Raw genomic sequence first — 12,250 nt, 5'->3', positions numbered from 1 at the left:
GCGAAATGCCTCGTCCCAGCACGCACAGTTTCCCATCCACGCCCCAGGATGCGTCGGAAAACGACAACAAGTGCCGCGCCCACAAATGCCACGGCCAGAGGACCCAGGTCGTGTCGGCTGAGCAGTATGGCGGCTCGAATGCTTTCCTGCTGGCGACGAAGGGATGTGTTGACGCCCAACAGCCGGTAGTCCTTCTCGGCGTAGGCCCACTTCAGGTCTCCGGCAGTGAGCACATGTTGGTACAGTCCGCGAAACACTCCACCGCGTCGACCCGCACGCCCAGGAGCGTCCAGCGATGAATCGGTCCTCGGCGTCTTCCGGCATTGGGCTCATCCCGTCAGACGCTCCGTGGCACGCACCAGAGACGGTGGTCCGCCTGGGGCGATCCTCACTACCTCAGGCAATGGTGGGCCCGGCGACGCGCGGACCGTCCCGCTCGAGGACGCCGGCCCGCTGCACGGCGCCGATCGGCTCAGACGGGGCGCACATTCTGGGCGTAAACCCCTTTCGGTTCCCGGCCGACCTCGAACTCCACCCGCTGATTCTCCTCGAGCGACTTGTACCCGCTGACCTGAATCTCGGAGAACTGGACGAAGAGGTAGGCGCTGCCGTCGTCGGGGCGGATGAATCCGAAGCCCTTCTCGCCGTTGAACCAGTGCACTGTGCCCTGCGCCATGGTCATTCACTCCCTGCAGCCGACGAGACGGCGCCTCCCACCGAGGGCCGATCTCGACACCCTGACCGTCCCCGCACCCCGGATGGCCGGAGGGCCGAACAACTGGTGTCCTCGATCGGAGGATGCCAGAACGAGCACCCTGTGTGTAGGGGCGAAGGTCCTACAACATCGGTCTCGGCACGCGAGCGCGATTCGTACCCCCGGCGACATCGACACCATCGAACTGAACGAAGCCTTCGCCGCACAGGCCGTCGCCCGGTCACCCCGTCGGCGACGTTTAGATCCGGGCGGCTCCCACGGGTTCCTGCATGAAGCCGATGATGCATCTGATGAAATACGGAGCAATCCAGTTTACATAATATTCGCTATCGGTACTCCGAAAAGGATCCTGTACCAGCATATTTGGCGCACAACACTGACAAGGCGATTGCTGCGGAGCGCGGGCTGATCGCTCGATTAGGCGAGCCGCAGACCGGGCAGGGCGGAGTGAAGTCCTGCCGAACCTGATCGCAGTCCCTGCATCGGAAGGCAGGGGGTTGCTCGACTGGCGGCTGCGCCTTCGGCCCGCTGCGGTCTTGCGTTGGCCGTCGTGATCGGCACAACTACCAGATCTCTTCGGGCTGATCAGCTAATTGGATCCGCACAGTGTGCGTCGCCTCGTCTTGGCACTTGTCCATCTCGCACGGGACAAGTTCTGCGGTCATAGGGACCATTATCGCCCGTGGATGCGGCCCGATCGGGGAGCCGCGTCAGATTCCAAGTTGGTGGCCGTTCGAGTGAGGGAGCGTTTTGAGTGTCCTGTAAGAGGATCGCGAGCGGGACGCTGGGCGCGCGTATGGACAATCGACTGGACGGGCTGCCTTTCATCATGACCACAGCGGGCAACTGGCCCGTCCCTGACGCCAATCGGGGAATCTATCGCACCGACTATCTCGTTTTGCGGCGGTGATCACGCGCCGCCTATGGAATGCCTTCCCAACCGAGCTGGCCGACCGCACGATTCGATTCATCACCGAGCGTCCGCATGAGGATCGCCGGATTTCATCGGTTCTCAAACTTCCGGTATATGGGGTGTGCCAGGATTTATCTGGGTAAATACTCGGGCCGAGCCGAACACAAGGTTCGGGCGGTCGCCATTCAGGGTGGTCGACATGCGGTTTGTGAACCAGATAACGGCGATTGCGTTTGTCTCGATTCTCGTCAGCTCAGCGTGTAGCAACAATTCCGATCCGTCCAGTTCGCCACCGACGACTGTGGCTCATCCGCCGGCGGAGTTTGTCGAGGGTCCGTGCGCGAAGACGCCGAATCCGGTCCCCCTGCTGGAGAATGCTCGCTGCGGGGACTTGGTGGTACCGGTGAACCGCACCAAAGAAGACAGCGGAACCTTGCGCTTGGCAGTAGCGATCGTTCCGTCGGAAACTCAGCCGCCGACCAAGGCTCCGATCGTCTTTCTCATGGGCGGGCCCGGTCAGGATGGGGTCACGGATCCCCCGATCAACCCGGACGTCCCGCTGAACCGTGATCGCGATCTGATCCTGATGGGACAGCGCGGCAACGCGACGTCCAGCTCGCCGTTGCCCTGCCCGGAGATTTTCGAGTTCTTCGCCCAAAGGATCGGAATGGCGTGGAACGCTGAGTCCACACGGGATGCGTACGTAGAAGCGGTGAAGGAGTGCCACGACCGCCTGGCCCCCACCGTTGACCTCTCGGCGTTCAATTCGACCGAGAGCACCTATGACCTGATTGATTTACGCAAGGCACTCGGCCTCGAGAAGTGGAATGTGTTCTCCCACTCGTACGGTACCGACCTTGCGCTGATCTACATGCGTCAAGACGCCGACGCTATCGAGTCGATCGTGTTCGACGGAGTGACGCCTCCATCGGTTGGTGCCCTGGGGTGGACCTGGGCCAGCGCTCGCCAAGCATTCGACAACATGGTCAAGGCGTGCGAGGACCAGCCAGCATGCAAAGAGCGCTATCCCGACCTGGGGGCAACGTTCATCCGGCTGGTCAATGAGCTTGAAGCGAAGCCCATCACCACGACGGTCAACGTTGAGGGTGTAGGAGAGACGAAGGTTGTCGTCGACGGCGGAATGCTGCTGAACTGGTTTGTCCCCGTGGCTACCCATCTACCGAAAGAGTTCCCATCAACGGTCGATGAGCTCGCACACGGGAATGCGCAGCCCCTTGCGTCGCGTTGGGCCGAGGTGTGGGGGCACCCGGAGAGGGGCGTCCTCCATTGGGGCCTCACCCTGAGCATTTGGTGCCGTGAATGGATCCCGTTCGAGACCGTCGAGCAGTCAATGCAACAGGCGGAAAAGGAATTCCCTGAACTGCCGGAGTCCGTTCGGGCCCAAGCGCCGCAGTTGCCGTTCCTGCGCGACGCCTGCGAAGTGTGGGACGTGCCGAAGGCTCCTGACTCGATCCGAGACATCACCGTGAGTGACATCCCTTCGCTTGTGCTGTCGGGAACCTACGACKGGCAGACCGGAGCGGTGTGGGGCGACTACATCGCGAAGGATCTCTCGCAATCCATAGTCGCGGTAGTGCCCGGAGCTGCACACGGTGTGTATGCAGAGCCACCGTGCGGAGCCGAGATAATCGCGTCATTTTTCGACGATCCGGAAAAGCCGGACACATCCTGCACGGACACGACGCAACTGCCGGCATACGACATTCTCCCGCCACGCTGATGACGACCGAGGTGTTCGCCGTCGGTGGCCCTGAGTTGTCGCGCCGGGCGGTGCTTGGCGGGGCGGTCGCCGGGTTGGCGGTGTTCGTATTGCCGGCATGTTCGTCGAAGGAGTCGACCACCACAGCTACGAGCGTCCCGGCGCACGCGAAGGAAGCGTTCAACGAGCTCGACGCCAAGATCGACAAGGCGATGAAGGACTACGCGATCCCCGGGGTTGCGGTTGGCGTCATTGCCGACGGTGAGGAGTACATCAAGGGGTATGGGGTCACCAATGTCGACCACCCGACACCGGTGGACGGCGACACCCTGTTCCGGATCGGCTCCACGACGAAGACGTTCACCGGAACGACCGTGATGCGCCTCGTCGACGAGGGCAAGGTCGATCTGGAGGCACCGATACGCCAGTATCTGCCCGATTTCGCGGTCGCCGATCCAGAAGCCAGCGCCACGGCGACGGTGCGACAACTGCTCAACCACACGTCGGGTTGGCTCGGTGACGATCTCCAGGACTTCGGTCGAGGCGACGACGCGATAACCAAGTTTGTGGCGTCGATGACCCGGCTCCCACAAAAGACCCCGCCGGGCACGGTCTTCGCCTACAACAATGCGGGGCTGGTTGTGGCGGGGCGGATTGTCGAGGTCGTGACCGGATCGGTCTACGAGGACGCCGTCCAGAAGATGCTGCTGGACCCGCTCGAGTTAAGTCACACCCACTTCTTCTCGGACCAGATAATCGGCCGGAATATCGCCGCCTCCCACAACGTCGACGACGGAAAAGCCGTTGTGGACCCGGGTTTCTGGTTCTTCTCGCGCAGTTGCAACCCGACCGGATCATTGATTTCCAGCGTGCGGGATCAGGTGCGCTACGCGCGCTTCCACCTCGGCGACGGCACGACACCCAAGGGAGATCGGTTGATGAGCAAAGACTCGCTCATCGCCATGCGTTCCAATCCAGGCGTCGGCGGCACGCTTCAGGTCGAACTCACCGGCATGGGAGTGTCGTGGATGCTGCGGCCCTCCGCGGAGAACGAGACGATCGTCCAACATGGCGGGACCTGGGCGGGTCAACGATCCGGGTTCTTCATGGTGCCCAGCCGTAACTTCGCCATGACCGTGCTCACCAATTCCGAGGGTGGAGGGAAACTGCTCAACGAACTGTTCGCCGAGGACTGGTCGCTTCGCCGCTTCGCCGGAATCAGTAACCTGCCCGCGACGCCCCAGAAGTTGAGCACGGCCGAGTTGGCGCCCTACGAGGGGGCGTATGCCACTGACGACATCGATCAATCGGGCACCCTGGGGACCGTCGTGATCAACTTCCGCGGCAAAGACGGCCAGCTCGTCGGCAACATGAGCGACGCCCCGGATGGCACCTACCTGCCGGATGAGCAGACAGTCCCGAATCTCGGCCTTGCGCTTTACAAGACCGACTATGGGCTCGACCTTGGCCCCGACCTCAAACCCACCGGCACCCGATCCAACTTCCTTCGGGGGCCCGATGGGAATGTCGCCTGGTTCAGCAACCACGGACGGCTCTACCGGCACCTGCAGTAAATAGCCGATCCACCCCGGGGAAGCCGGTGGCGCAATGCGAAATTTGAATCAGTTCACAGTCCTGGCTTTTGCTGTGGTTCTCGCCAGCGGGGCATGTTCGAATTCGCCGTCCAGCTCGCCGCCGACCACCGTGGACCATCCGCCGGCGCAGTTTGTCGAGGGGCCCTGCGCGAAGACTCCGGAACCGGTGCCGCTGCTGGCCAACGCTCGCTGCGGAGAGCTGGCCGTGCCGGTAAACCGCACAAAGGCAGATGGTCCGACTATGCGGTTGGCCATCGCAATCAGTCCCTCGGAAACGCAGCCACCCACCAAGGAACCAATCGTGGGGGCCGGATCGGTCATCTGATGCAGTGCCGGGGCGGTATAGTTGGCATAAGGTAAATTATCGGATACTTGGAAATACCTGCCTGCCAGCGTATTTGGAAGACGACGATGCCGAAAATGGTGGTGATCGCTGCGGGCGCCGCATCAAGGACTTCGCGGAGATCTTCTGCGCTTCTATCGTTCTGCAGCCACGAATGCGCTCGCGACACGCGGTGTGCACGATCGATCGACGGGAACCGCCCACAGACCCGAGCCGGACCGTCGGTCGGTGTCGGGGATCAGCGCCCAGAGCTGGGCGTCGTCGTCGCTCAGTGCCCTCTGCAGGTGGGGTCGGACGTCCTCGGCGTCGTCCGGTGGTAGCGGGCAGCCGTGGTGGACGAGGTCGGCGGTGTTCTCGATGAGCCGCGCCGCTCGCATGAGGAGCGGCTCCGGCACCCAGACAGTGGGGAGGTCACCCTCGTGGTCTCTGGTCAGGACGCCGAGAGTGGAGATAAGTGCCATCGCTGCTGCCGGCTCGTCGGGATCCTTGTCGGCCTCGGCGAGTGCGGCAACCTCGACGAGGGCCACCCCTAGGCACCCGGGGCTCGCGAAGTTTTCTGATTCTGCCAGTACTGTCATCCGGTCTGTACCGGAGACGAGGAGTGGAATCTGTGCACGCAGGGTCGTAGTAGAGATGGTCGACGACATCGACGGCTCCGCCTTCGGTGAGGACGGCGAGAGCATCCACTATGCAGTCGACGGCGTCGAGTACGTGATCGACCTGAAGGACGAGCACGCGAAGGAACTCCGCGAGACCTTCGAGTACTACATCGCGCACTTCACTCGGGTCGGCGGCCGCATGCACAGCGCGGACCGGCCGGGTAATCCCACTGCCGGGAAGTGGCCACGGGGCGAACGAAGAAGATCCGCGCCTGGGCGCGCGAGCAGGGCTACGAGCCCTCCTCCCGAGGACGTATCCCAACCGAGATCGAGCAGGCCTTCCACGCCGCCCACTGACGGCCTCGCCCGACCACCTGTCTCAGAACAGGAGCATGTACCGCCACGTCCCCGTGAAATCTGTTTGCAGGATCGTTAGCCCACGCCAGGCAGCGGCGCTGACCCGTGGGAGACAATGAAAATCTGTGTTATGCAATGGGTTAGGCGCGTTAGGCCGGGTCGTGAATAGCCATCCGGCGAGAATCCATCAACGGCGAGGCGACCCGCTCAGGCACCCGGACCTACCTGGTCGAGACCCAGGCCTCGAACTCGGATTTCAGCCGGTCTAGGAGGTAGCGCGCGTGGTGTTGGTTTCGAGCTGTCGTCGGATCGCGTCGCCGAGGGTTCGGGTGGTGGCGGTGCCACCGATGTCGGGGGTGAGGGTGTCGCTGCCGGCGGCGAGGACGTCTTCGACTGCGGTCATGACGGCGGTGGCGGCCTCGGTCTCGCCGAGGTGGTCGAGCATCATGCTCGCGCTCCAGATCTGCCCGATCGGGTTGGCGATTCCCTTGCCGGCAATGTCGGGGGCCGATCCGTGGACCGGTTCGAACAGGCTCGGGAACTTGCGCTCGGGGTTGATGTTTCCGCTGGGGGCCACGCCGATGGTGCCGGTGCAGGCCGGGCCGAGGTCGGAGAGGATGTCACCGAAGAGGTTGCTGGCGACGACGACGTCGAACCAGTCGGGGTGCAGAACGAAGTTCGCGGTGAGGATGTCGATGTGATACTTGTCCACTGCGACATCGGCGAAGTTCTGGGCCATCGCTTCGACGCGCTGATCCCAGTACGGCATCGTGATGGAGATGCCGTTGCTCTTCGTCGCGGAGGTGAGGTGTTTCTTGGGCCGGGACTGGGCGAGATCGAAGGCGTACTTCAGGATTCGGTCCACACCGGTTCGCGTCATCACCGCTTCCTGGATGACGGTTTCGCGGTCGGTGCCCTCGAAGATCTTGCCGCCGATGCTCGAGTATTCGCCCTCGGTGTTCTCCCGCACCACGAAGAAGTCGACGTCACCGGGTTCGCGCCCGGTCAACGGGCTGGTGATGCCGGGCAGGAGTTTGACCGGCCGCAGGCTGACGTACTGGTCGAAGTGGCGGCGGAACTGCAGCAGGCTTCCCCACAGGCTGATGTGGTCGGGGACCACATCGGGCCAGCCGACGGCGCCGAAGAAGATGGCGTCGAACTGGTTGAGCTGGTCGAACCAGCCGTCGGGCAGCATCGTGCCGGTCTTGGTGTAGTACTCGGCGCTGGCGTAGTCGTACTGCTCGTAGTCGAGTCGGAAGTCGAATGCCGACGCCGCGGCCTCGAGGACCCGTAGTCCCTCCGGGACGACCTCTGTCCCGATCCCGTCGCCGGGGATGACTGCGATCCGATGTGTTGCGCCCATGGTGTTGTGACTCCCTTCAGGGTCCAGAAATTCTGGCGTACAGCACTTCGGCGCTGCCGCTTGGATAATTCGGGTGTTTGGTTATGGAAGCCGGGTGAGGCGGCCAGGTCAGGCCAGCTCGCGTGAGGTCACACCCTCGCGTTCCTCGAGGGCGCGGATGGCGGTGGCGGTGAGACTTTCGGTGATGTGTCGGCGCATCAGCTCGCCGGTGCCGGCCGCATTGCCCGCGACGACCAGGTCGAACAGCTGGCGGTGTTCGTCGAGGTCGCGGATGCGGGGTTCGTCTCCCGGGGGAAGTTCGAGTCCGACGCGGCGATACCGGTCGGACTTGTCCCAGACGTCGTCGAGTAACCGGATCAGCACGTCGTTGTGGGAGGCGACGTAGAGGGCACGGTGGAATTCGCGGTGGGCTTGCAGGCCCTCTTCGCCCCATTGACGGGTGACCGGCACCAGTCGGCTCAGGGCGGAGCGCATGAACAGGATGTCCTGATCGGTGCGCCGTGCGGCGGCCAGTTCGGCGGCGGTGGGGTCGAGGGAGAGGCGGACCTCGAAGAGCTGGCGGGCCTCCTGTGCGCTCATCTGCGCCACTCGCACGTCGCGGTGCGAGTCCATCTCCACGAGCCCTTCGCTGCTCAGGCGGCGGATCGCCTCCCGCAGCGGGGTGATGCTCATCTTGAGGCTGTCGGCGAGTTCGTACTGCGCCAGGCGTGATCCCGGGGTGAGCTCGCCGCTCAAGATCAGCCGACGGAGCTCGCCGTACGCAACGTCGCCCTTGCYCGAATAGACGTTCATGACGTTCGTCGGCTGCATGTGCCCTCTCTCACCTAAATCCTCGGTCTGTGCTCCCGGCCACAAATTGGCCCTTGTGTCCGGCGCCACGATCAGTCTAACATCGCTCTTGCATCTTATAAGTCTTATAAGCGTTATAAGACCAGTGAAAGTGAGGAGAGGAAGCACATGAAGATCATTTCCGTACACGAGGGCATCGTCCCGATCAGCTCGTCCATCCGGAACGCCTGGATCGACTTCAGCAAGATGGACTGCTCGATCGTCGCGATCGTCAGCGACGTCATGCGCGACGGCGAGCCGATCGTCGGCTACGGCTTCAACTCCAACGGCCGCTACAGCGCCGGAGAGATCCTGCGCCGCCGCGCCATTCCCCGGCTCCTCGACGCCGACCCCGAAGCATTGCTCGACCAGGCCGGCGACCTGGACCCGACCCGGGCCTGGGACATCATGATGAAGAACGAGAAGCCGGGCGGTCACGGCGAGCGCTCGGTCGCGATCGGTGTCATGGACATGGCCCTGTTCGACCTCGCGGCGAAGATCGCCGACAAGCCGCTCTACCGCTACCTCTCCGACAAGTACGGTGACGGCCGGCCCGACGACTCGGTCTTCGTCTACGCCGCCGGCGGCTACTACGCGCCCGGCAAGACCCTGAAAGACCTGCAGGACGAGATGCGCGGCTTCCTCGACATGGGCTACAACGTCGTCAAGATGAAGATCGGTGGCGCAGACCTGGCCGAGGACCTCGAGCGTATCGACGCTGTCCTCGAGGTCCTCGGCGGTGACGGCTCGCGCCTCGCGGTCGACGTCAACGGCCGCTTCGACCTGGCGACCGCCCTCGAATACGGCAAGGCCATCGAGCCCTACAACCTGTTCTGGTACGAAGAGGTCGGCGACCCGCTCGACTACCGCCTCAACGCCGTGCTCTCCGAGAACTACTCCGGCCGCATCGCCACCGGCGAGAACCTCTTCTCGCTGCAGGACGCCCGGAACCTGATCCGCTACGGCGGCATGCGCCCGGACCGTGACATCATCCAGGTCGACCCCGCCCTGAGCTACGGCCTCACCGAATACCTGCGGGTGCAGCAGATGCTGAAGGACCACGGGTGGTCCTCGCGCCAGTGCATCCCGCACGGCGGACACCAATTCTCCCTGCACATCGCCGCCGCACTGAAGCTGGGCGGCAACGAGTCCTACCCGGGCGAATTCCAGCCGACCGGCGGCTTCGCCGACGGTGCGGTCGTCGAGAACAGCCGGGTCGGGCTCACCGAGATCCCCGGCATCGGTTTCGAAGGCAAGGCCGCCTTCTACAAGGTGCTCCGCGCACTGCACCACTGACCCCCACCCTCCATGGTTCCGGCTGACGCGGGGACCGCCACCTGGTCCGATGTGCGAAGGAGCACTCGCGATGACTACTACCACCATGTCCCCGAGCCACACAGAACCTGAACGCTCGCGGCTCAGCCGGCTGATGCGCGAGTTGTGGTTCCAAGTGCTGCTGGGGGCGGTCCTCGGAATCACGGTCGGCGTCCTGCTCCCGGACGTCGGCGCCGCGCTCAGCCCGTTGAACGACTGGTTCATCGGCATCGTCAAGATGATCGTCGTCCCGGTCGTGTTCTGTGTGGTCACACAGAGCATTTCGTCGATGGACAGCCTCCGGAAGGCCGGCCGGATCGGTGCCAAGGCGCTCGGCTACTTCATGGTCCTGTCGCTGTTGTCGATGCTCATCGGGCTGGTCGTGGCCAACGTCTTCAAACCGGGCGCGGGCATGAACATCAACCTCGCCGAGCTCGACGCCGAGAGCATCCCCGGCACGGGCCAGGCCCACGGTGCGGTCGACTTCATCGACCGCATCATCCCGACCAACCTGTTCGGTGCAGTCACCGGCAACGAAATCCTTGCCGCACTGCTGGTCTCGATCGTGTTCGGCTGCGCCCTCAACGTCTCCGGCGAGAAGGCCGCACCGATCAACGACGGCATCTCGGCGCTGACCTCCGTGGTGTTCAAGATCGTCGGCTGGGTCATGCGGCTGGCCCCGATCGGCACCTTCGGCGCCCTGGCCTCGGTCGTCGCCAAATACGGCGCCGAGAGCCTGCAGCAGCTCGGCTACCTGATCCTGCTGTTCACCGGCACCTGCGTCGTGTACGTCATCGTGGTCCTGGGGGTCATCAGCCGGGCCTGCGGTGTCGGCCTGTTCTCGCTGATGCGGTACCTCAAGGCGGAACTGCTGGTCGCGTTGAGTACCTGCTCGAGCGAGGCGGTGCTGCCGCAGCTGGTCCGCAAGCTCGAGGACCTCGGTGTCGGTAAGCCGGTCGTCGGCATCGTGATCCCGTCCGGGTTCTCGTTCAACCTCGACGGATCCGCGGTCTACCTGACGATGGCCTCACTGTTCCTCGCCCAGGCAGTCGGAATCGACCTGTCCTGGCAGCAGCAGCTGGTCATGGTCGGGGTGATGATGCTGACCAGCAAGGGGACCGCCGGCATCGCGGGCGGTGCGTTTATCGTCCTTGCCAGCACGATCACCGCCGTCGGCCACGTCCCGCTCGCCGCACTCGCCCTGATCGTCGGTGTCGACCGCATCCTCAACGAGGGCAGGGTCTTCATCAACGTTCTCGGCAACGCGATGGCGACCATCGTGATCGGTAAGTGGGAGAACGACTTCGACGCAGAGAAGGCACGAGCAGTACTCGGTGCCGGGGCCGGCAAGCACGAAGAAGCCGGAAAGTAACCCACAGTGCTGACATGACAGGGCGAGGTGGCCGCGGCGACGCGTCCATCTCGCCCTGCCGCATTCGGCCGCAACACACACGAACTCGAGAGGAAATGACCTGTATGTCACGCGTTCTGGTAACCACCGACTACCTCGGTCCCGGTGACGACATCGACGACCTTCTGCGCCGGCACGGACACGAGGTGACCTACGCACCCGCCCGCGGTACCCGCAACCGCGCGGAAGCGTTGGCCTTGTTCGACGGAATCGACGGCGCGGTCATCGCGAGCGAACCGGTCACCGCCGACATGCTCGAAACCGCCACGTCCCTGAAAGTCATCGCCCGCAGCGGCGTCGGCTACGATTCCGTCGATTTGGCGGCGGCCGCCCGCCACGGCATCCGGGTGTGCAACACCCCCGGCGTCAACCACGACGCCGTCGCCGAAATGACCATTGCGCTGATCCTGACGACCGCCCGCGCACTCCCCCATATCCTTGCCGGAGTCCGTGCGGGCCGCTGGCCCCGTGACGCCGGCCGCGAATTGCGCGGCTCGACCCTCGGCATCATCGGCTACGGACCCAGCGGCCGAGCCGTGGCCCAACTCGGTCTGGCGTTCGGAATGTCGGTTGCCGTGCACAGCGCGCACCCCACCGACGACCCGGGCATCGAGTTCGTCGACCTCGACACCGTCACCGCCACCGCGGACTACCTGTCGCTGCACACCCGCGCCGCCGCCCAGGCCGAGCATCTCATCGACCGCAAGCGCCTGCAGGCGATGAAGAACACCGCGGTCCTGATCAACACCGCCCGCGGCAGCCTCGTCGACGAGGACGCCCTCGCCGACGCCCTCGAAGCCGGAGACATCGCCGGCGCCGCACTCGACGTCGTCGCCCGAGAACCCCTCCCCGCCGACAGCCGACTCCGCAGCCTCGACAACGTGCTCATCACCTCACACCTGGCCGGTCAAACCGTCGAGGCCCGCAACCGAGCCGGTCTCGCCGCCGCTCACGCCGTGATCGACGTCCTCGCCGGCAGCGAACCCGCTCATCCGGTCGATAAGGAAACGGTATGACCATGACCGAGAAGATCTCGATAGCACCCCGCGCGGTCGACGCCGAAATCTCCCGTACCTGGCTGCTGGTCAACGC

Annotated in this window: 9 protein-coding genes and 1 pseudogene; 6 read left to right on the top strand and 4 right to left on the bottom strand. The window is 64.1% G+C overall.

Annotation, left to right across the window (positions count from 1 at the left end):
- Positions 1-472: 472 nt before the first annotated feature.
- Positions 473-676, bottom strand: coding sequence for a cold-shock protein (locus AC1D1G_RS32460; RefSeq protein ID WP_283332860.1), 204 nt, complete (start codon positions 674-676; stop codon positions 473-475).
- 1,151 nt (positions 677-1,827) lie between these two features.
- Between AC1D1G_RS32460 and AC1D1G_RS32455 the strand changes: the two genes are divergently transcribed.
- Both AC1D1G_RS32455 and AC1D1G_RS32450 read left to right on the top strand, forming a co-directional pair.
- The gene (locus tag AC1D1G_RS32455; protein ID WP_477955283.1) at positions 1,828-3,369 is read left to right on the top strand and encodes an alpha/beta hydrolase; all 1,542 of its coding nucleotides are present in this window, start codon (positions 1,828-1,830) and stop codon (positions 3,367-3,369) included.
- On the top strand, positions 3,369-4,922 hold the full coding sequence (locus AC1D1G_RS32450) for a serine hydrolase domain-containing protein (protein WP_477955282.1): 1,554 nt from the start codon (positions 3,369-3,371) through the stop codon (positions 4,920-4,922). The genes AC1D1G_RS32455 and AC1D1G_RS32450 overlap by 1 nt, the downstream gene beginning before the upstream one ends.
- A 498-nt stretch (positions 4,923-5,420) precedes the next feature.
- On the opposite strand, the gene AC1D1G_RS32445 is transcribed toward AC1D1G_RS32450, so the two are convergent.
- Complete coding sequence (locus tag AC1D1G_RS32445) at positions 5,421-5,933, bottom strand: hypothetical protein (RefSeq protein ID WP_477955281.1); 513 nt, start codon at positions 5,931-5,933, stop codon at positions 5,421-5,423.
- Here AC1D1G_RS32445 and AC1D1G_RS32440 point away from each other — a divergent pair.
- Positions 5,920-6,242: pseudogene (locus AC1D1G_RS32440) on the top strand (histone-like nucleoid-structuring protein Lsr2). The gene AC1D1G_RS32445 and the pseudogene AC1D1G_RS32440 sit on opposite strands and share 14 nt — an antisense overlap.
- A gap of 265 nt (positions 6,243-6,507) precedes the next feature.
- Here AC1D1G_RS32440 and AC1D1G_RS32435 read toward each other — a convergent pair.
- On the bottom strand, positions 6,508-7,605 hold the full coding sequence (locus AC1D1G_RS32435) for a tartrate dehydrogenase (RefSeq protein ID WP_283352401.1): 1,098 nt from the start codon (positions 7,603-7,605) through the stop codon (positions 6,508-6,510).
- Positions 7,606-7,713: 108 nt separating this feature from the next.
- On the bottom strand, positions 7,714-8,397 hold the full coding sequence (locus AC1D1G_RS32430) for a GntR family transcriptional regulator (RefSeq protein WP_477955279.1): 684 nt from the start codon (positions 8,395-8,397) through the stop codon (positions 7,714-7,716).
- 165 nt (positions 8,398-8,562) lie between these two features.
- On the opposite strand from AC1D1G_RS32430, the gene AC1D1G_RS32425 reads away from it, so the two are divergent.
- The 3 genes from AC1D1G_RS32425 (at position 8,563) to AC1D1G_RS32415 (ending at position 12,174) form a co-directional block, all read left to right on the top strand.
- A complete protein-coding gene (locus tag AC1D1G_RS32425) occupies positions 8,563-9,729 on the top strand; it encodes a mandelate racemase/muconate lactonizing enzyme family protein (protein ID WP_477955278.1) in 1,167 nt (388 codons plus the stop codon).
- 70 nt (positions 9,730-9,799) lie between these two features.
- Entirely contained in the window at positions 9,800-11,119 is a 1,320-nt protein-coding gene (locus AC1D1G_RS32420; protein WP_477955277.1) for a cation:dicarboxylate symporter family transporter, read from the top strand.
- 104 nt (positions 11,120-11,223) lie between these two features.
- On the top strand, positions 11,224-12,174 hold the full coding sequence (locus AC1D1G_RS32415; protein WP_477955276.1) for a phosphoglycerate dehydrogenase: 951 nt from the start codon (positions 11,224-11,226) through the stop codon (positions 12,172-12,174).
- Positions 12,175-12,250 lie beyond the last annotated feature (76 nt).

Source organism: Rhodococcus sp. P3_B8, assembly GCF_056402775.1.
This window is presented reverse-complemented; position numbering and strand designations above follow the sequence as displayed.